At 73.6% G+C, this 19130-nt stretch carries 18 protein-coding genes; 17 read left to right on the forward strand and 1 reads right to left on the reverse strand.

What is annotated here, in order from left to right; all coding sequences use genetic code 11:
- The first annotated feature begins 31 nt into the window (after positions 1 to 31).
- From HKK73_RS18595 to HKK73_RS18615, 5 genes are all read left to right on the forward strand, one after another.
- Positions 32 to 1321: an extracellular solute-binding protein gene (locus HKK73_RS18595; RefSeq protein WP_021481813.1), complete on the forward strand. Its 1290-nt coding sequence runs from the start codon at positions 32 to 34 to the stop codon at positions 1319 to 1321.
- 15 nt (positions 1322 to 1336) lie between these two features.
- Positions 1337 to 2260 (forward strand): carbohydrate ABC transporter permease, encoded by a 924-nt coding sequence (locus tag HKK73_RS18600; protein WP_021481814.1) that lies wholly within the window; start codon positions 1337 to 1339, stop codon positions 2258 to 2260.
- A 1-nt stretch (position 2261) separates the two neighbouring features.
- A complete protein-coding gene (locus HKK73_RS18605; RefSeq protein WP_144722923.1) occupies positions 2262 to 3155 on the forward strand; it encodes a carbohydrate ABC transporter permease in 894 nt (297 codons plus the stop codon).
- A gap of 23 nt (positions 3156 to 3178) precedes the next feature.
- Positions 3179 to 4348: a family 1 glycosylhydrolase gene (locus HKK73_RS18610; protein ID WP_342804094.1), complete on the forward strand. Its 1170-nt coding sequence runs from the start codon at positions 3179 to 3181 to the stop codon at positions 4346 to 4348.
- Positions 4349 to 4508: 160 nt separating this feature from the next.
- Positions 4509 to 5525 (forward strand): LacI family DNA-binding transcriptional regulator, encoded by a 1017-nt coding sequence (locus tag HKK73_RS18615; RefSeq protein ID WP_171468613.1) that lies wholly within the window; start codon positions 4509 to 4511, stop codon positions 5523 to 5525.
- Between the two features lie 36 nt (positions 5526 to 5561).
- Here the strand turns inward: HKK73_RS18615 and HKK73_RS18620 are convergent, their stop codons facing one another.
- Positions 5562 to 7493: a glucoamylase family protein gene (locus HKK73_RS18620; protein ID WP_171468614.1), complete on the reverse strand. Its 1932-nt coding sequence runs from the start codon at positions 7491 to 7493 to the stop codon at positions 5562 to 5564.
- 215 nt (positions 7494 to 7708) lie between these two features.
- On the opposite strand from HKK73_RS18620, the gene HKK73_RS18625 reads away from it, so the two are divergent.
- From HKK73_RS18625 to urtE, 12 genes are all read left to right on the forward strand, one after another.
- Positions 7709 to 8011, forward strand: coding sequence for an urease subunit gamma (locus HKK73_RS18625; RefSeq protein ID WP_043654671.1), 303 nt, complete (start codon positions 7709 to 7711; stop codon positions 8009 to 8011).
- Between the two features lie 43 nt (positions 8012 to 8054).
- The gene (gene ureB, locus HKK73_RS18630; RefSeq protein ID WP_043654668.1) at positions 8055 to 8429 is read left to right on the forward strand and encodes an urease subunit beta; all 375 of its coding nucleotides are present in this window, start codon (positions 8055 to 8057) and stop codon (positions 8427 to 8429) included.
- 3 nt (positions 8430 to 8432) lie between these two features.
- Complete coding sequence (locus HKK73_RS18635; RefSeq protein WP_043654665.1) at positions 8433 to 10151, forward strand: urease subunit alpha; 1719 nt, start codon at positions 8433 to 8435, stop codon at positions 10149 to 10151.
- A gap of 1 nt (position 10152) precedes the next feature.
- Complete coding sequence (locus HKK73_RS18640; RefSeq protein WP_171468615.1) at positions 10153 to 10950, forward strand: urease accessory protein UreF; 798 nt, start codon at positions 10153 to 10155, stop codon at positions 10948 to 10950.
- On the forward strand, positions 10943 to 11788 hold the full coding sequence (ureG, locus tag HKK73_RS18645) for an urease accessory protein UreG (RefSeq protein WP_085951389.1): 846 nt from the start codon (positions 10943 to 10945) through the stop codon (positions 11786 to 11788). The genes HKK73_RS18640 and ureG overlap by 8 nt, the downstream gene beginning before the upstream one ends.
- Positions 11789 to 11808: 20 nt before the next feature.
- Positions 11809 to 12639, forward strand: a complete 831-nt coding sequence (locus tag HKK73_RS18650) for an urease accessory protein UreD (RefSeq protein WP_051028734.1) — start codon at positions 11809 to 11811, stop codon at positions 12637 to 12639.
- 1 nt (position 12640) lies between these two features.
- Positions 12641 to 13624, forward strand: a complete 984-nt coding sequence (locus HKK73_RS18655; protein ID WP_085386975.1) for an energy-coupling factor ABC transporter permease — start codon at positions 12641 to 12643, stop codon at positions 13622 to 13624.
- A 198-nt stretch (positions 13625 to 13822) separates the two neighbouring features.
- Complete coding sequence (gene urtA / locus HKK73_RS18660) at positions 13823 to 15088, forward strand: urea ABC transporter substrate-binding protein (RefSeq protein ID WP_043653604.1); 1266 nt, start codon at positions 13823 to 13825, stop codon at positions 15086 to 15088.
- Between the two features lie 246 nt (positions 15089 to 15334).
- Complete coding sequence (urtB, locus tag HKK73_RS18665) at positions 15335 to 16219, forward strand: urea ABC transporter permease subunit UrtB (protein WP_043653602.1); 885 nt, start codon at positions 15335 to 15337, stop codon at positions 16217 to 16219.
- The gene (gene urtC / locus HKK73_RS18670) at positions 16216 to 17439 is read left to right on the forward strand and encodes an urea ABC transporter permease subunit UrtC (protein ID WP_051027948.1); all 1224 of its coding nucleotides are present in this window, start codon (positions 16216 to 16218) and stop codon (positions 17437 to 17439) included. Before urtB ends, urtC begins: the two co-directional genes overlap by 4 nt.
- Positions 17436 to 18395, forward strand: coding sequence for an urea ABC transporter ATP-binding protein UrtD (gene urtD / locus HKK73_RS18675; RefSeq protein WP_171468616.1), 960 nt, complete (start codon positions 17436 to 17438; stop codon positions 18393 to 18395). Before urtC ends, urtD begins: the two co-directional genes overlap by 4 nt.
- On the forward strand, positions 18395 to 19087 hold the full coding sequence (urtE, locus tag HKK73_RS18680; RefSeq protein WP_061268117.1) for an urea ABC transporter ATP-binding subunit UrtE: 693 nt from the start codon (positions 18395 to 18397) through the stop codon (positions 19085 to 19087). The genes urtD and urtE overlap by 1 nt, the downstream gene beginning before the upstream one ends.
- Positions 19088 to 19130: the final 43 nt, after the last annotated feature.

Here is a 19130-nt window from a genome sequence, read left to right on the forward strand (position 1 = left end):
CGAGCCGACTGCTCGATGAGGAGGATTGCTCATGAAGCTCGGACGCAAGGCGGTCGCCATCGGCGTCGTCGGACTCCTGGCCCTGACCGCGTGCGGTCGCGCGGACGACGACTCCACGGGTGGTGAGACCAGCGCCGGCTCCACCACGACGGTGGACGACGCGCCCGCGGAGGGTGACATCACGATCTGGGCGATGGGTGAGGAGGGCGAGAAGCTGCCCGACTTCGTCCAGGGCTTCACGGAGGAGAACCCCGACGCGAACGTCGAGGTCACCACGATCCCGTGGGCCGACGTCATGACGAAGTTCCAGACCGCCGTCGCCGCGGGCACCGTGCCCGACGCGATCATGATCGGCTCGTCCTTCATGCCGACGATGGTCGCGACCGGCGGCCTCGCCCCCGTCCCCGAGGGCCTCGTCGACAACGACGACTTCGTCGAGGGCGCCGCCGCCTCGACCGTCGCCGACGGCGTCGCGTACGGCGTGCCGTGGTACGTCGAGACGCGCGTCCTGTACTACCGCTCCGACCTCGCCAAGGCCGCGGGCGTCGAGGCTCCCACCAGCTGGGAGGAGCTCACCGCGTTCGCGGAGGCCATGAAGGCCAACGGCTCGACCTACGGCCTCCAGCTCCCGATGGGCGACGCCGAGGACTCGACGCAGGTCATCCTGCCGTTCTACTCGCAGGCCGGCGGCTCCGTCCTCAACGAGGCCGGCGACGGGTTCGACCTCGACAACCAGGCCATGGTCGACGCGCTCGACTACTACGCGTCCTTCTTCACCGAGGGCCTGTCGCCGCTGTCCGGCTACGGCGACTCGCAGAACAGCGCGTTCGTCGACGGCTCCGACCCGGCGTTCATCTCCGGCCCGTGGATGGTCAACGTGCTCGCCGACCTCCAGGGCGAGGACTGGGTCGAGCAGAACGTGGCCACCGTGCCCGTGCCCGCCGGCTCCGCCAACAACGACTCCTACATCGGCGGCGCGCACCTCGGCGTCTTCGCCGAGGCCAAGAACGCCGACGGCGCCTGGAAGCTGATCCGCTGGCTCTCCGAGCCCGAGACGCAGCAGGCGTGGTTCGACGCGACGAGCGACCTGCCCGCGCTGAACAGCGCGTGGGACTACGAGGCGCTCACCTCGAACCCCCGCACCCAGGTGCTCCAGGAGCAGCTCGAGAACACGATCGCCCCGCCGACCGTCCCGAGCTGGGACGAGCTCTCGGCCACCATCGAGACCGAGGCCGAGAAGGTCGCGAACGGTCAGGTGTCCTCCGAGGACGCGGCCAAGGCCATCCAGGCCAAGGCCGACACGCTCGGGCTCGGCTGGTAACAGGGCCCGTCAGTCATGACCACCACCACCGAGGGACGGCGCCGGCGTACGGCCGGCGCCGTCCACCGGCGACGGCAAGCGCTCGTCGCCTGGCTGTTCGCGCTCCCGTTCGTCGCGGTCTTCACGGTCTTCATGCTGGGGCCGCTGCTCGCGTCGTTCGGGATGTCGTTCTCGGACCTCACGATCCGTGACATCAAGACCCCGTTCGCGGTGAACTTCGTCGGGATCGAGAACTTCACCGGCGTCTTCCAGGACGAGCTGTTCCGCAAGGCGCTGGTCAACACCTTCTACTTCGTCCTCGTCGGCATCCCGCTGACGATGGTGCTCGGCCTCGCCCTGGCCGTCGCGCTCAACTCGGGCATCGAGAAGTTCCGCAGCGTCTTCCGCGTCGGCTTCTACACGCCCGTCGTGACGTCGATCGTCGCCGTGGCGGTCGTCTGGCGGTTCATCCTCCAGGACTCGGGCCTCGTGAACACCGTGCTCGGCTGGGTCGGGATCGACGGTCCCGACTGGCTCAACGACAGCACGTGGGCGATGCCGTCGATCATCCTCATGGCCGCGTGGCGCAACATGGGCACGCTCATGATCATCTTCCTGGCCGGCCTGCAGGCGATCCCGCGCGACGTCTACGAGGCGGCCGAGGTCGACGGCGCGGGCTCGTGGCGCCGCTTCCGCTCCATCACGGTCCCGCTGATGCGCCCGACGCTGCTGCTCGGCGCGGTGCTGCTGTCGGTCGGCTTCCTCCAGGTGTTCGAGGAGCCCTTCGTCATGACCAAGGGCGGCCCGGTCAACTCGACGCTGACCATCAGCTACTACGTCTACAACCAGTTCGGGTACGGCAACTACGCGTTCGCCTCCGCAGCCGCGTACGTGCTCTTCGCGCTGATCGCCGCCCTCGCCGCCGTCCAGTTCCGCCTGCTGCGGTCGAAGGAGGATTGACATGACCGTCACGTCCTCGCGGACCCCCTCCGCGACGTCGGCTCCGGAGGGCGCGCCGCGCCGTCGAGCACGACGCCCGATCCGCTGGTCGCGCGGCGCCACGTACACCGCGCTCGTCGTCGGGCTGCTCCTGACGCTCATGCCGTTCATCTGGATGGCGCTCGGCAGCTTCAAGACGCAGGGCGAGCTCCTGCAGCGGCCCATCACCTGGTGGCCCGAGAACCCGACGCTCGACAACTACGAGCGGTGGCTGTCCCAGCTCAACTACGGGCAGTACTTCACCAACTCGATCGTCGTCGCCGTCGTCGTCGTGCTCGGCAACATCATCTTCTGCTCGATGGTCGGCTACGCCCTCGCGAAGATGCAGTTCCCCGGCAAGAAGGTGCTGTTCGCGCTCGTCATGCTCACGCTCATGGTCCCGGGCGTCGTCACGCTCGTGCCGATGTTCGTGCTCGTGTCCAACATGGGGCTCGTCAACACCTACCCGGCGCTCATCCTGCCGTTCCTCGCCGGCCCGCTCGGCGTGTTCCTCATGCGGCAGTTCATGCTCGGCATCCCGGACGCGCTCATCGAGGCCGCCCGGATCGACGGCGCGGGCGAGTTCCGGGTCTTCTTCCGGATCGTGCTCCCCCAGTGCGGGCCGCCGCTCGCGACGCTGAGCATCCTCACGTTCCTCGGGTCGTGGAACAACTTCCTGTGGCCCCTGGTCGTCGCGCAGACGGAGAACATGTACACCCTCCCCGTCGCGCTCTCGCTGTACTCGGTCGGCTCGAACGGCACCTACTACGGCCTGCTCATGGCCGGGTCCGTGCTCGTCGTGACGCCGATCCTCATCCTGTTCCTGTTCCTGCAGCGCTACTTCGTGCAGGGCATCGCCATGACCGGCATCAAGTGACCGGCGACCGACGAGGAGAGCCTGTGTCGATCACCTTCCCCGAGTCCTTCGTCTGGGGCGCCGCCACGGCGGCCCACCAGATCGAGGGCAACAACGTCAACAGCGACTGGTGGGCGCGCGAGGTCGACCCGGCCTCGACCCTCGCCGAGCCGTCGGGCGACGCCGCCGACTCCTACCACCGGTACGCCGACGACATCCGGCTGCTGGCCGAGTCCGGGCTCACCTCGTACCGGTTCTCGATCGAGTGGGCGCGCATCGAGCCGGCCGAGGGCCGCTTCTCGCGGGCCGAGGTCGACCACTACCGCCGCATGATCGACTGCTGCCTCGAGCACGGGGTCACGCCGCTCGTCACGCTGCACCACTTCACGTCGCCGCGCTGGTTCGCGGAGGACGGGGGCTGGACCGACCCGCGGTCCGTCGAGCGGTTCGCGCGGTACGTCGAGCACGTGCTGCCGCTGCTCGACCGCGCGTCGCACGTGTTCACCATCAACGAGCCGAACATCCTCGCGATGATGATCACGGCCGCCAAGGGCACCGAGCAGCTCCAGGCCGGCACGATGCACGCGCCCGACCCGGTCGCGACCGAGCACCTCATCGCCGCGCACCGCCGGGCCGTGGAGCTCGTGCGGACCGTCGGGGTGCCCGTCGGGTGGTCCGTCGCGCCGCAGCAGTTCTTCGCCGACCCGGGCGCCGAGGAGGTCCTGCGCGAGTACGCCTACCCGCGCGAGACCGTCTTCCTCGAGGCCTCGCGCGGCGACGACTTCGTCGCGGTCCAGGCCTACACGCGCACGCGGATCACCGTGGACGGGCCGCTGCCCGCCCCGGAGGACTCCGAGAAGACGCTCACCGGGTGGGAGTACTACCCGGCCGCCATCGCGGAGGCCGCGCGCCTCGGGCACGAGATCACCGGCCTGCCGGTCCTCGTCTCCGAGAACGGCATCGCGACCGCGGATGACGCGCGCCGCATCGACTACACGCGCGACGCCCTGCGCGCGCTGCACGCCGAGATGGAGGCGGGCCTCCCGCTGCTCGGCTACCTGCACTGGTCGCTGCTCGACAACTACGAGTGGGGCTCGTTCGCCCCGACGTTCGGGCTCGTCGCGTGGGACCCGGAGACCTTCGAGCGCACGCCCAAGCCCAGCCTCGGCTGGCTCGGCGGCGTCGCCCGCGGGACCGTCTCGCTCGACGACTGACCGCGCGCACGGCGGCCCGGTCCGGACCTCGCGGTCCCGGCCGGGCCGTCGTCGTCCGTGCCAGGCCCGGCCGCGACCCGGGGCCTCGCTACCATCCGGAGTCGGGGCATGCTCCCCCGGCCGGACCGGCCGCGGGTCGCACGACGGACGGAGGGCTCGGATGGCAGCGTCGCGGCCGGGTCGGCAGGGCGTCCCCCTCGCCCGGGTCGCGGCCGACGCCGGGGTGTCCGTCCCCACGGTGTCGAAGGTGCTCAACGCGCGCCCGGACGTCTCGGCGGCGACGCGCGAACGGGTCGCGGAGGTCCTGCGGCGGCACGGCTACGAGATCCGGCCCCCCACGTCCCGGCGGACCGGGCTCGTCGACGTCCGGATCGTCGACTTCGAGGGCCCGTGGTCCGAGGCGGTCGTGCGCGGGGCGGTCGCGGAGGCGCGGCGCCTCGGGCTCGACGTCGTCCTGTCCGTCGAGCTGGACCCCGACGACTGCGGGGCGTGGGTCCGGCACGCGCTCGCCCGGGGCACGGACGGTCTCGTGAGCGTCGTCGCCGTGCCCGCCGCCGAGGCGCGCGCCGCGCTCGCCACGGCCGGGGTGCCGCTCGTCGTCGTCGACCCGCGCCGCCGTCCGCCCGAGGACGTGCTCAGCGTCGGCGCGGCCAACTTCCAGGGCGCGCTCGAGGCGACGGCGCACCTGCTCGCCCTGGGGCACCGACGCATCGCGACGATCACGGGCGTCCCCGAGCAGGACAACGCGCTCGCCCGCCTCGCGGGCTACCGGGCCGCGCTCATCCAGGCGGACGTGCCCGTCGACGACGACCTCGTGCGCCTGAGCACGTACGGGGTCGCCGCGGGCTACGAGGAGACGCAGCGGCTGCTCGCCCTCGACGACGCCCCGACGGCGATCTTCGCGTGCAGCGACGACACCGCGCTCGGCGCGCTGCGGGCGCTGCGCGAGGCGGGTCGCTCCGTGCCGGACGACGTCTCGCTCGTCGGGTTCGACGACCTGCCCGTCGCGCCCTGGACCGACCCCCCGCTCACCACGGTGCGCCAGCCGCTCGTCGAGATGGGCGCCTCGGCCGTCGCGCTCGTGCACCGGGCACGCAGCGCGAGCGGCCGCACCCTGCGCACGGAGCTCGCGACGAGCCTCGTCGTGCGCGCGTCGACCGCCGCGCCGCGCGCCTGACGCGCGCGGCACGGCGGTCGGCCGCGGTGCGTGGGGTCAGCCGCAGGAGACGCCCGCGTAGCGGTACGGCAGCTCCTGGACGGTCGCGCCGTCGTCGGACGTCACCGTCACGGTCGCGGTGCCCGACGGGATCTCCGCCGTGCGCGCCGAGAACGCCCGGTAGGTGCTGCGGTGCGGGGCGACGTCGTCGTACGACCGCGTCCCGTACGGGGTGGCGAGCTCCACGGTCGTGCGGCCGTCGGACGTGCTGGTGGCGCGCACCGCGACGGCCGCCCGGTTGCCGAGGCAGCGCGCCTCGACCTCGACGTCGGCGCCCACGCCGGGCGTGAGGTCGGCGACGGCCGAGAACGTCTCCGCCTCCATGAGCGGGCGCAGCGCCTGCTCGAGCCGGTCGTCGACGAAGTAGTCCTTGAGGCGCGAGTCGTCGAGGACGTTGCCGATCGCGGCGACGATCATCGCCTGGTCGAGCGACAGGTAGCGCTCGGCGACCGTGCCCGAGCGGACCGCGACCGAGTCGTAGAACCCGCCCGGCCCGTACGCGTCGAGGTCGTCGGCGAGGTGGGCCAGGTTGTCGAGCACGCCCTCGGTGTCGTACGCGAGCCCGAGGAACGACGCGTGCGGCGTCACGACGCCGTCACCGAACTCCGACGCCGGGTTCGTGGCCTCGCGGCAGCCCTCGAAGCCGAGGTCGACGTCGGTCTCGCCGTCGGACAGGTAGCCGTCGGAGCGCAGGCCGATCGCGTCGACGCCGTACTCCGCGTACCCGCCGAAGGGTTTGCTCGCGGGCGAGAAGCCCCAGGCCCCGTACCCGGCCTCGTCGAGGCCGTGCTCCTTGTGCGCGCGCACCACGAGCGGGTGGTTGACGCCCCACGACGTCGGGCCCCACTCCGCCTCGGGGACGAGCATGTCCGGCATGAGCGCCTCGAACATCGAGCCGCCCCAGCCCGGCACGACCGCGAGGTCGCGGTAGCGGTACGCCCCCTCGAACACCGGGACGCCGAGGTGCTCGCGCGTCTCGCCGATCGGCTTCTGCTCCTGCCACGACCAGTCGCACGTGTCCGGGAACGTCCGGTAGCTCGCGTAGTAGGCCTCCGGCGGCACCTCGCCCTCGGCGATGCCGAGGTAGGTCGCGATGCGCGTCTCCGAGACCGTCGTGTCGTAGTTGTGGCACGTGTAGTAGACGTCGGTCCCCGTGCCGAGGTAGTCCCCGGCGACCGAGCACCCGGGCGGCTCCTCGTCCCAGAACCCGCCGCGCAGCAGCCCGACGCCGAGGTCCGGCCGCGCCTCCGCGTTGTAGAACGCACCGAAGTGCATGCCGTCGTAGACGGCCAGCGCCTCCTCCGCGAGGCTCGGCTCCGCCTCCGCGACGACGCGCAGGCCCGCGGCGAGCCAGCCGTTGTCCACCGAGCTGAGGAACTGGTGCACCGGGTTGCCGTCGTCCGGCCACGTCTCGACCCGGTCGCCCGTCGCCGGGTCGTACCAGTTGTAGAACATGCCGCTCGCGTCGTGCCGGTCGAGGGACGCGACCGTGTCGATCGTCGTCGCGAGGCGGTCGCGCGCCTCGGCCTCGTCGACCAGGCCCAGGTCGCGCGCCACGACGGTGGACCACAGCCAGCCGCCGATGTTCGTCGGCGACGTGTACGCGCTGCTCGACGCCGGGTCCAGGTCGCCCTCGATGTTGTCCGCGGGCAGGCCGGTCTCCTCGTCGGTCATGGCCTCCAGCGAGGTGTACGTGTCCTCCAGGTACGTCTCCAGCGTCGCGCGCTGCGCACCCGTCAGGGCGGGCTGCCCGACGGCGGGCGTCACCGTCGCCGGGACGCTCGCCGTGCGCGGGGCGCTCTCGGCCGCGGCCGGGACGGCGAGTCCCGCTGCGAGCGCCAGCCCGCCGACGAGCCCACCGGCGACGAGGCCCGTCGCCCTGCGTCGGCGCCGCGTCGTCTCGCACGCGCGGTCGGTCGATCCATTCATCAGGCACTCCTTCGTGTCGCGGCCCCGAAATTTCGGCCGAACTTTCCGAATGGGGGCGGAGAGAGTAGCCCTCGGTCGAGCAGGGGTCAACGGCTCGCCCGGAGCCGGCGCACGACGGCGGAGGCGTGGCGGGCGGCGGCCCGCGCGGAGCGGGTACACGAACGTATAACGCGGGGTATACACGCCGGAAACGCGGGCGCGACAGGATCGCCGCCATGCACCTGACGCCCGCCGACACCGAGAAGCTGCTGCTCGCCGTCGCGGGCATGGTCGCCCGCGACCGGCGCGAGCGCGGCGTCCTGCTCAACTACCCGGAGACGGTCGCCCTCCTGACGACGTGGGTGATCGAGCGGGCCCGCGAGGGGGCCGCCGTGGAGGAGCTCATGGTCTCCGGGCGCGCCGTGCTGGGCCGCGACGAGGTGATGGAGGGCGTCGCGGAGATGCTGCCCGACGTCCAGGTCGAGGCGACGTTCCCCGACGGGCGCAAGCTCGTCACCATCCACCAGCCCATCGCCTGAGCCGGTCCCGGCGACGCGACGCACGACGAGAGGACGGCGAGGCATGGCAGGCATCAGCACCTCGGGACCGGGCGCGATCCGGCTCCGGGAGGGCGCGGAGGACGTGCCGCTCGTCCTCAACGCCGACCGCTCGGACGACGAGCGCGTGACCCTCGTCGTGACGAACACGGGCGACCGGCCCGTGCAGATCGGCTCCCACCTCCACCTGCCCGACGCCAACGCGGCGCTCGACCTCGACCGCGCGGCGGCGCACGGCTTCCGGCTGGACGTGCCGTCCGGCACGTCGCGGCGGTTCGAGCCCGGCGCGTCCGCCGAGGTCCACGCCGTCGCGCTGCGCGGCCGACGACGCGTCCCCGGTCTCCAGCGCGGCAAGCCCGACGGCGGCGCCCTGGACCCCACCGCACCCGAGGAGGACTGACGCATGGTCGCGATCTCCCGCGAGCGCTACGTCGCGCTCTACGGCCCGACGACGGGCGACCAGGTGCGCCTCGGCGACACGGACCTGTGGATCGAGGTCGAGGAGGACCGCACCTTCGGGGGCGAGGAGGTCGTGTTCGGCGGCGGGAAGTCGATCCGCGAGTCGATGGCCCAGGGCACGACGACCCGCGCCGAGGGCGCGCTCGACACGGTGATCACCAACGCCGTCGTGCTGGACTGGTGGGGCGTCGTCAAGACGGACGTCGGCGTCCGCGACGGGCGGATCGTCGCGCTCGGCCGCGCGGGCAACCCCGACATCGCGGACGGCGTGCACCCCGACCTGCACATCGGCCCGAGCACGGACGTCGTGAGCGGCGAGGGCCGGATCCTCACCGCGGGCGGCATCGACTCGCACGTGCACCTCATCTCGCCGTCGCAGGTCGTCGAGGCGCTCGCCACGGGCATCACGACGGTCGCGGGCGGCGGCACCGGCCCGAGCGAGGGCACGAAGGCCACGACGGTCACGCCCGGCGCCTGGCACCTAGAGGCGATCCACCGCTCGCTCGACCGGCTCCCCGTGAACGTGCTGCTGCTCGGCAAGGGGAACACCGTGAGCGCCGAGGGTCTGCGCGAGCAGGCGATGGCCGGCGCGGGCGGCTACAAGGTGCACGAGGACTGGGGGTCCACGCCCGCGGCGATCGACGCCGCGCTCCGGGCCGCCGACGACTGGGGCCTGCAGGTCGCGCTCCACTCCGACTCGCTCAACGAGGCGGGGTTCGTCGAGTCGACCCTCCGGGCGATCGGCGGCCGCTCGATCCACGCGTTCCACGCCGAGGGCGCGGGCGGCGGGCACGCGCCCGACATCCTCACCGTCGCGAGCCACCCGAACGTCATCCCCGGCTCGACGAACCCCACCCTCCCGCACACGGTGAACACCGTCGCCGAGCACCTGGACATGCTCATGGTGTGCCACCACCTCAACCCGCAGGTGGCGGAGGACCTCGCGTTCGCCGAGTCGCGCATCCGCGGGACCACGATCGCCGCCGAGGACGTGCTGCACGACCTCGGCGCCATCTCGATCACGTCGTCCGACGCTCAGGCCATGGGGCGCATCGGCGAGGTCGTGACGCGGACGTGGCAGGTGGCGCACGTCATGAAGGCGCGGCGCGGCCCGATCCCCGGCGGCGCCCCCGGTCCTGTCCTGCCGGCCGACAACCTGCGCGCCCGGCGCTACGTCGCGAAGTACACGATCAACCCGGCCGTCGCGCACGGGATCGACGCGCACGTCGGGTCCGTCGAGCCCGGCAAGCTCGCCGACCTGGTGCTGTGGGAGCCGAAGCTGTTCGGCGTGCGGCCGAGTGTCGTCATGAAGGGCGGGGCGCTCGTGTGGGGCGCGCTGGGCGACCCCAACGCGTCCATCCCGTCGCCGCAGCCCGTGCTCATGCGGCCCGCGCTCGCCGACGCGATCGGGGCCGACGTGTCCGTGTCGTTCGTGTCGCCCGCCGCGCTCGACGACGGCCTCGCGGAGCGGCTCGGCCTGGCCCGGACGCTCCTGCCCGTGGCCGGGACGCGCGACGTCGGGAAGGCCCAGATGCGGAACAACGACTACCTGCCCCGGATCGACATCGACCCCGAGTCGTTCGCGATCGAGGTCGACGGCGAGCTCGTCGTGCCCGCCCCCGCCGACCGGCTGCCCCTCGCGCAGCTCTACTCGCTGTTCTGACATGGACGCCCTCCCCCGCCACGACGCCGACGGGCGCGCCGAGCTCATGCTCGCGCTCCTCGCCGACGCGCGGCTGCCGACCGGCGGCCACACGCAGTCCGCGGGCCTCGAGCCCGCGCTGCGCGCCGGGATGCCTGCCGCGCACGTCCCCGACTACGTGCGCGCCCGCCTGGCCACCGTCACGCGCACCGAGGCCGCGACCGCCGTCGTCGCGCGGCACGCGGCGCTCGCGCCCGACGACGGCCCCCCGCCCGTCGCGGTCGCCCTCGCCGACACCTGGGTCGCGTGGGCGGCGCGGACGCCGTCGCCCGCGCTCCGCGAGACGTCGCAGCGGCTCGGCCGGGGCTACCTCCGGCTCCTGCGCCGCCTGTGGGCGGGGCACCCCGCGGTCGCCGCGCTCGACGCGGCGGCGGCGCTCGTCGCCGCCGCGCGCCCCGCGGACGAGGGACGCGGTGGTCCGGGCGACCGACCGCCGTCGGGCCGCCGGGCGCCGCAGCCCCCGCGCCCCCTGGTGCTCGGGGTGACGGCCGCCTGCGCGGGGCTGTCCGCGCTGCAGGTCGCGCGCCTCGTCGGGTACGAGGACGTGCAGACCGTCGCCGCGGCCACGCTCAAGCTCGAGCCCGTCGACCCGGTCGTCGCGACGGGCTGGGTCGTCGCGTCCCAGGCCGCGATCGACGCGCTCGCCCACGACGTCGCCCCCCTGACCGACCCCCGCGCGATCCCCGCGCACGGCGCACCGCTCGTCGAGCAGTGGGCCGAGACCCACGCCCGCACCACCGAGAGGCTGTTCAGTGCCTGAGAACCTGCCCGACGCCCCGACCGCCACGACCCCCACGACCCGCTCGCTGCGCCTCGGCGTCGCCGGCCCCGTCGGCACCGGCAAGAGCTCGCTCATCGCGCTCCTGTGCCGCGAGCTGTCCGAGGTGCTGCGGCTCGGGGTCATCACCAACGACATCTACACGGACGAGGACGCGCGGTTCCTGCGCTCCGCGGGCGTGCTCGACCCCGAGCGCATCCGCGCGGTCGAGACCGGCGCGTGCCCGCACACCGCGATCCGCGACGACGTCACCGCCAACCTCCTCGCCGTCGAGGACCTCGAGGAGGACTTTGCGCCGCTCGACGTCGTGCTCGTCGAGTCCGGCGGCGACAACCTCACCGCCACCTTCTCGCCCGCGCTCGTCGACGCGCAGATCTTCGTGCTCGACGTCGCCGGGGGCGGCGACGTCGCGCGCAAGGGCGGACCGGGGATCGCCCGGGCTGACCTGCTCGTCGTCAACAAGACCGACCTCGCCCCGTACGTGGGGGTGGACGTCCCGCGCATGGTCCTCGACGCGACGGCCGCGCGCGACGGCGCCCCCGTGCTCGCGCTCTCGCGCCTCGACCGCGAGTCGATCGACACGCTCACGACGTGGGTGCAGACGCTCCTCGCGGCGCACCGGGCCGGTGCGCACGTGCCGCAGGACCCGGGCCCGATGGCGCCCCACTTCCACGCCGACGAGGACGGCGGCGGGTTCCTCCACACCCACGGTGAGGGCGACGCCCCGCACGACCACGCGCCCGCCCACGACGGCCACTCCCCCGCCCACGAGCACGACGCCGCAGCCGCGGAGCCGGTGACCGCGCCCGGGCGCGGCTGACCCCGGGCGACGGGCCGCACGTGGACGACGTGACGCGCGTCGGGGCGTACCGCGAGGGCGGCCGCGTGCGCTGCGACCTGCGCCCCGGCGCGCTGAGCCCGCGCGTGCTGTCCGCGAGCCCCACGACGGTGCGCATCGCGCTCGTCGCGACGCGCGCGCTGCTCCTGGGCGGCGACCGCGTCCGGGTCGAGGTGCACGTCGGGCGCGGCGTCGAGGTCGAGCTCGTCGAGGTGTCGGGCACCGTCGCGTACGCCGGGCGCGGCCGGTCCGCGTCCTGGGACGTCGCGGTCCGGGTGGACGACGACGGCCTCCTCGTCTGGGACGCGCTGCCGTTCGTCGTCGCGGACGGGGCCGACGTCGACCGGCGCACCGACGTGCGCCTCGGCAGGAGCGCCGTCGCGCTGCTCCGCGAGACGCTCGTGCTCGGCCGGACCGGCGAGCGGGGCGGGCGCCTGCGCTCGCGCACCCGGGCCACCGACGAGACCGGGGCCCCGCGAGAGTCACCAGATGCAGGGGGCACGCCCCGGCAGGCGCGCGAGCTCTTCGTCGAGGACCTCGACCTCGGCGACGACCGGGCGCTGCCCGGGATCCTCGGTGACGCCCGCGTCGTCGACTCGGTGCTGTGCCTGGGCGCCCGGCCGCCCGCGGCGCACGCCGCCGCCCCGTCCGGCCCCCTGTGGCTCGACCTCGACGGCCCGGGCGCCGTCGTCCGCCACCTGGGGGCGAGCACCCACGACGCCGGCACCGACGGCGTCGTCACCGCCTGGGCGGCGGCCGCGCGCGCCACGCGCGGCCTCCCTGACCTCGGCCTCCCCGACCACCGCACCGCACTGCTGACGACAGGAGCCTGACATGCACGTCCCCGACCACTTCCTCGACGACCCCACGTCGGCGACCACCGCCGTCGTGTCCCTCGCCGCCGTCGGGTACGCCGCGTACCGGGCACGCGAGGACCTCACGCCCCGGCGCGTCGCGCTCACGGCCGCGACGACCGGGTTCGTCTTCGCCGTGCAGATGCTCAACTACCCCGTCGCCGCCGGCACGAGCGGGCACCTCATGGGCGGGGCGCTCGCGGCGGCGCTCGTCGGGCCGTGGCTCGGCGTCCTGTCCGTGACCGCCGTGCTGCTCGTGCAGGCGCTCGTGTTCGCCGACGGCGGGCTCACCGCCCTGGGCACGAACGTGCTCCTCATGGCCGTCGTCGGGACGCTCGTCGGCTGGGCGGTGACGCGCGGGGTGCTCCGCGCGACGCGCGGCCGGGGCGCCGCGGCCGCCGCCGGCGCCGGCGCGCTCGTGAGCGTCCCGGTGTCCGCCGCGGTGTTCGCAGGCCTCTTCGCCGTCGGCGGGACCGTGCCGGTCCCGGTCGGCGAGCTCGTCGGCCAGATGCTCGGCGTGCACCTCCTCGTCGGGCTCGGCGAGGCGCTCATCACGGCCGGCGTCGTCGGCCTCGTGCTCGCCGTCGCGCCGGGCGCCGCGGCCGTCGAGGGCCGCCGGGCCCCGGCGCTCGCGCCGTCCGCCCCCCTCGCCGCGGTGCGGCGCGCCGTCCTCGCCCTCGGCACCGGGGCGCTGCTCGCCGCCGTCGTCGTGTCGTCGTTTGCCGCGGCGACGCCCGACGGGCTCGAGGCGACCGCCGAGTCGGTCGGGTTCGCCGACGCAGCGCGCGACCACGCGTTCGCGGGCGCACCCCTCGCGGACTACGGCGAGGTCGGCGGGATCTTCGTCGGCGTCGCAGGGCTCGTCGGCGTCGTGCTCGTCGTCGCGCTGACCGTCGGCGTGCTGGGCGCGGGCCTGCGCGCCGCCGGCCGTCGCACCGCCCGGGTCGGCGTGACCGGATCGTGACTGCCTGACACGCCCCGTTAACAACCCGGGCAGAACACCCGAAACACGCCGTCACTAGCGTCGACGACCGTGGGCACCGCGCAGGGCGCACGGCCGTATACGCGCCCGTACCCGGAGCCCGCGAGGAGCGGCCGCCCGTCCGGCAGCCGTCGGCACCCGCCGAGAACCCCGCTGTGAGAACCCGCTGAAAGGACCCTCGTGACACCTTCACGCGCCACGACCCGTCTCGCCCCGGCCGCCGCCCTCGTCGCGCTCGCGCTCACGCTCACCGCGTGCGGCGCGAGGACGGAGGCCGGCGAGGGCGGGGGCTCCACGACCAGCGCCGCCGAGAGCTGCGTCGACACCTCCGGCGACACCGTCAAGATCGGCTTCCTCAACTCGCTCTCCGGCACGATGGCGATCTCCGAGCAGACCGTCGCCGACTCGCTCGCCCTCGCGGCGGAGGAGATCAACGCCGACGGCGGCGTGCTCGGCAAGCAGCTCGAGATCGTCCAGGAGGACGGGCAGTCCGAGCCCACCGTCTTCGCGGAGAAGGCGGAGAAGCTCATCACGAGCGACTGCGTCGCCGCGGTGTTCGGCGGCTGGACCTCCGCGTCGCGCAAGGCGATGCTCCCCGTCTTCGAGGCGCAGGACTCCCTGCTGTTCTACCCCGTCCAGTACGAGGGCCTCGAGTCGTCGCCCAACATCTTCTACACCGGCGCGACGACGAACCAGCAGATCGTCCCCGCGCTCGACTACCTCGAGGAGCAGGGCGTCACGTCGATCTTCCTCGTCGGCTCCGACTACGTCTTCCCCCGCACCGCGAACAAGATCATCAACGCCTACGCGGAGGCCCACGGCATCGAGGTCCTCGGCGAGGAGTACGCGCCCCTCGGCCACACCGACTTCTCCACGATCGTCAACAAGGTGAGGTCCGCCGGAGCGGACGCCGTGTTCAACACGCTCAACGGCGACTCCAACGTCGCGTTCTTCAAGGAGTACAAGAACGCCGGGCTCGGCCCGGACACGATGCCCGTCGTGTCGGTGTCGATCGCCGAGGAGGAGGTCGGCGGCGTCGGCATCGAGAACGTCGAGGGCCAGCTCACGGCCTGGAACTACTACCAGACCATCGACAGCCCGGAGAACACCACGTTCGTCGAGGCGTTCCAGGCGAAGTACGGCGCCGACCGCGTGACGTCGGACCCGATGGAGGCCGCGTACACGTCGCTCTACCTGTGGAAGGGCATGGTCGAGAAGGCCGAGTCGTTCGACGTCGCCGACGTCCAGGAGGCCGCCGACGGCGTCACCTTCGACGCGCCGGAGGGCTCCGTCACCGTGGACGGGGACAACCACCACGTCGCCAAGACCGCGCTCATCGGCAAGATCGGCCCCGACGGCCTCATCTACACCGAGTGGAGCTCGGGCGAGCCGATCGAGCCCGACCCGTACCTCGAGGGCTACGACTGGGCCGAGGGCCTCTCCTGACGACCTCGTCGCTCCCGACCCGCTGAGTCCGGTGGGGACCGGGGGTGCGCGTGCCGGGTCTACCATCCGCCCGCTCGTTCCTCGCGGGCTCCCGTGTTCTCGGTCGGGATCCTCCTCCGTTCGCAAGCTCACTACGGAGTCTCCCTCGGCCAGACCCGCCACGACCCGGCACGCGCACCCCCGCCCCCCACCTCGGCGGTCACGTCACCCGTCCTCCTCCGCACCCACCGGAAGGCACGAACGCCCATGGACGTGCTGTTCTCGCAGCTCTTCGCGGGCCTGAGCCTCGGCTCGGTCCTGCTCCTCGCCGCCCTCGGGCTGGCGCTCACGTTCGGTCAGATGGGCGTCATCAACATGGCGCACGGCGAGTTCATGATGGCGGGCGCCTACACGGCGTTCGTCGTGCAGGGGGTCGTCGGGAACGCCGGGCTCTCGCTCCTCGTGTCGCTGCCGCTCGGGTTCCTCGTCGGCGGGCTGCTGGGCCTGCTGCTCGAGGCGACGCTCATCCACCGCATGTACAAGCGGCCGCTCGACACCCTGCTCGTGACCTGGGGCGTCGCGCTCGTGCTCCAGCAGGTCGCGCGCGACGTGTTCGGCGCCCCGAACGTCGACGTGCGTGCCCCCGCCTGGCTGAGCGGCGCCGTCGACCTGTTCGGCCTCGCCGTCCCGAGGACGCGCGTGTTCATCCTGGCGCTCGCCGTCGTCGCGGTCGTCGCGCTGGCCGTCGTGCTCAAGGTGACGCCGCTCGGGCGGCGGATCCGCGCCGTCGTGCAGAACCGCGACCTCGCCGAGGCGAGCGGGGTCTCCACCCGTGCGACGGACCGCCTCACGTTCTTCGTCGGCTCGGGCCTCGCGGGGATCGCGGGCGTCGCGCTCACCCTGCTCGGGTCCATCGGGCCCACGCTCGGCACGAGCTACGTCGTCGACGCGTTCCTCGTCGTCGTGGCCGGCGGCATCGGGCAGATCAAGGGCACCGTCGTCGCCGCGTTCGCGCTCGGGCTGCTCCAGGCCACCTTCGAGTACTCGACGACGGCGAGCATCGCCAAGGTGCTCGTGTTCGTCGTCATCGTCGTCTTCCTCCAGGTGCGACCCCAGGGCCTCGTGTCGGTCCGGACGAGGAGCCTCGCATGAGCGCCGCCACGACCGGGAGCACGTCCCGGCTCACCGCCCTGTACCGCTCGTCGCGCGCCCGCGTCGTCGTCGGGTTCGCCGTCGCCGCGGTCCTGCTGTTCGCCGTCGCGCCCGCGACGCTGTCCACGTTCCGGCTCGGCCTGCTGGGGAAGTTCCTGTGCCTCGCCATGGTCGCCGTCGGCATCGGGCTCGCGTGGGGCCGCGGCGGGATGCTCACGCTCGGCCAGGGCGTGTTCTTCGGCCTCGGTGCGTACCTCATGGCGATGCACCTCAAGCTCGCGGACGCCGGGCCGGACGGCGTCCCGGACTTCATGATGCTCTACGGCTCGGGCGAGGTCCCGGGCTGGTGGGAGCCGTTCCGGTCGCCCGTCGTGACGATCCTCGCCATCGTGGTCGTACCCGCGGGCCTCGCCGCGCTGCTCGGGTTCGCCGTCTTCACGCGGCGCGTGCGGGGCGCGTACTTCGCGATCCTCTCGCAGGCGCTCGCCGCCGCGTTCGCGATCCTCCTCGTCGGCCAGCAGGCGACGACGGGCGGCACCAACGGCCTCAACGGGTTCCGCTCGTTCTTCGGGTACGACCTCGCCGACCCCGTGAACAAGCGGATGCTCTTCTTCCTCGCCGCCGGGGCCCTCCTCGTCATGGTCGCGGTCGCGCGCCAGCTCATGGTGTCGCGGTTCGGCGAGCTGCTCGTCGCCGTGCGCGACCAGGAGAACCGCGTGCGGTTCCTCGGCTATGACCCCGCGAAGGTCAAGGTCGTCGCGTACGCCGTCGCCGCCTTCATGGCCGCCGTGGGCGGTGCGCTGTTCGTGCCGATCGTCGGGATCGTCTCGCCCGCCGACGTGGGGGTCGTGCCGTCGATCGGCTTCCTCATCGGGGTCGCGATCGGCGGCCGGGCCACCCTGCTCGGGCCGGTGCTCGGGTCCGTCGCCGTGAGCTGGGCACAGACGAGCCTGTCCGAGACGTTCCCGTCCGGCTGGATCTACGCGCAGGGCGCGCTGTTCATCCTCGTCGTCGCGTTCCTGCCCGGCGGCCTCGCCGAGCTGTTCACGCGATGGCGCCGGTCGCGCGCCACCCCCGTGCCCGACGACGGCCCCACCCCGGCCGGCGACGCCGCCTCGGAGGACGCTCGCCCGGGCGGCGGCACCACCGCGGGCGGGTCGGCCACCGCGGGGACGACCGCCGTCGACCACGACCCCGCGACCACCGGGAGGACCGCATGACCACCCGACCCACCGAGCCCGCCGCGGACGCGGCGAACGCGGCGACCGACGTGGAGGCGCTCGGCGCCGCCGTCCTCGAGACCGGCGTCGCGGGCGACGGCCTCGACCTGGAGGCCGCGCAGGCCGTCCTCGGCGTCGACGACTCGCGCTTCCGCCACGACTACCTCCAGGTCCGGGGGCTGCGCGTCGAGTTCGACGGGTTCGTCGCCGTCCAGGGCGTCGACCTCACCGTCACCGCGGGCGACCTGCGCTTCCTCATCGGGCCCAACGGCGCGGGCAAGACGACGATCGTCGACGCGATCACCGGTCTCGCCACGGCGTCCGGCTCGGTGCAGTTCGGGGGCGTCGAGCTCCTCGGGAAGAAGACGCACCGCATCGCGCGGGCGGGCGTCGGGCGCACGTTCCAGACCGCGAGCGTCTTCGAGGAGCTGAGCGTGCTGCAGAACCTCGACATCGCGGCCGGCGCCGGCCGGGGCCCGCTCACGCTGCTGCGCCGCCGGTCCTCGACCCCCGCGGCCGTCGAGCAGGCGCTGGAGACCGTCGGGCTCGCCCACCTGCGCGACGTCCAGGCGGGGATCCTCGCGCACGGGCAGAAGCAGTGGCTCGAGATCGGCATGCTGCTCGTCCAGGACGCGCGGCTGCTGCTCCTCGACGAGCCCGTCGCCGGCATGAGCCAGGCCGAGCGCGAGCAGACGGGAGAGCTGCTGCGACGCATCGGCGCCCAGCGGACCGTCGTGGTCGTCGAGCACGACATGGAGTTCCTGCGGGCGTTCGCGTCGTCGGTGACCGTGCTGCACCTCGGGCAGGTGCTCGCCGAGGGCACCTACGCCGAGGTCCAGGCCGACCCGCGCGTGCAGGAGGTCTACCTCGGCAGCGCGGGCGCGACCCGCGGCGCCCGACGACGGGGTGCGGCGCCGACGTCGTCGGCCCCGACGACCGACGAGAAGGAGGCGTGATGCTCGAGCTCACGGGCCTGCACGCCGGCTACGGCCGGACCATGGTGCTCCACGGCGTCGACGTCACCGTGCCCGCCGGTGGCGTCGCCGCCGTGCTCGGGCACAACGGCGCCGGCAAGACGACGCTCCTGCGCACCGCGCTCGGGCTGCTCAAGGCTCGGTCGGGGAGCGTCGTGCTCGACGGCGAGGACCTCACCCGCCTCCCGACCCACCAGCGCGTGCGGCGCGGTCTCGCGTACGTGCCGCAGGGGCAGCAGTCGTTCGGCGACCTCACGGCGCGGGAGAACCTCCAGCTCGTCGCCGACACGTCGCGCGAGGGGCCGCGCCGCCTCGACGAGGCGCTCGACCTGTTCCCCGCCCTGCGCGGGCTGCTCGGCCGGCGGGCGGGGCTCCTGTCCGGCGGGCAGCGCCAGCAGCTCGCCATCGCGCGGGCCCTCCTCACCGGCCCGCGCGTGCTCGTGCTCGACGAGCCCACCGAGGGCATCCAGCCGTCCGTCGTCACGGAGATCGAGGACGCGATCCTCACGCTCACCGACGCGGGCGGGCTGTCCGTGCTGCTCGTCGAGCAGCACGTCGGGTTCGCGCTCGGCGCGGCACGCGACTACGTCGTCCTGCAGTCCGGGCGCGTGACGAGCCGCGGCGCGGGCGGCGAGGCCGCCGAGCACAGCGTGCGCGCGGCGATGGCGGTGTAGGCACCGTGCTCGCGGGGCGGTGGGTGGCCACCGGCGGCGACCG

It is taken from the genome of Cellulosimicrobium sp. 72-3 (assembly GCF_013127315.1).
In the GTDB taxonomy this organism is placed as follows: Bacteria; Actinomycetota; Actinomycetes; order Actinomycetales; family Cellulomonadaceae; genus Cellulosimicrobium; species Cellulosimicrobium funkei.

Bases quoted from the DNA above. Each gene is read 5' to 3' on its own strand.
- HKK73_RS18595 (WP_021481813.1), top strand. From the start codon at position 32: ATGAAGCTCGGACGCAAGGCGGTCGCCATCGGCGTCGTCGGACTCCTG.
- HKK73_RS18600 (WP_021481814.1), top strand. From the start codon at position 1,337: ATGACCACCACCACCGAGGGACGGCGCCGGCGTACGGCCGGCGCCGTC.
- HKK73_RS18605 (WP_144722923.1), top strand. From the start codon at position 2,262: ATGACCGTCACGTCCTCGCGGACCCCCTCCGCGACGTCGGCTCCGGAG.
- HKK73_RS18615 (WP_171468613.1), top strand. From the start codon at position 4,509: ATGGCAGCGTCGCGGCCGGGTCGGCAGGGCGTCCCCCTCGCCCGGGTC.
- HKK73_RS18620 (WP_171468614.1), bottom strand. From the start codon at position 7,493: ATGAATGGATCGACCGACCGCGCGTGCGAGACGACGCGGCGCCGACGC.
- HKK73_RS18625 (WP_043654671.1), top strand. From the start codon at position 7,709: ATGCACCTGACGCCCGCCGACACCGAGAAGCTGCTGCTCGCCGTCGCG.
- ureB (WP_043654668.1), top strand. From the start codon at position 8,055: ATGGCAGGCATCAGCACCTCGGGACCGGGCGCGATCCGGCTCCGGGAG.
- HKK73_RS18635 (WP_043654665.1), top strand. From the start codon at position 8,433: ATGGTCGCGATCTCCCGCGAGCGCTACGTCGCGCTCTACGGCCCGACG.
- HKK73_RS18640 (WP_171468615.1), top strand. From the start codon at position 10,153: ATGGACGCCCTCCCCCGCCACGACGCCGACGGGCGCGCCGAGCTCATG.
- HKK73_RS18655 (WP_085386975.1), top strand. From the start codon at position 12,641: ATGCACGTCCCCGACCACTTCCTCGACGACCCCACGTCGGCGACCACC.
- urtB (WP_043653602.1), top strand. From the start codon at position 15,335: ATGGACGTGCTGTTCTCGCAGCTCTTCGCGGGCCTGAGCCTCGGCTCG.
- urtC (WP_051027948.1), top strand. From the start codon at position 16,216: ATGAGCGCCGCCACGACCGGGAGCACGTCCCGGCTCACCGCCCTGTAC.
- urtD (WP_171468616.1), top strand. From the start codon at position 17,436: ATGACCACCCGACCCACCGAGCCCGCCGCGGACGCGGCGAACGCGGCG.
- urtE (WP_061268117.1), top strand. From the start codon at position 18,395: ATGCTCGAGCTCACGGGCCTGCACGCCGGCTACGGCCGGACCATGGTG.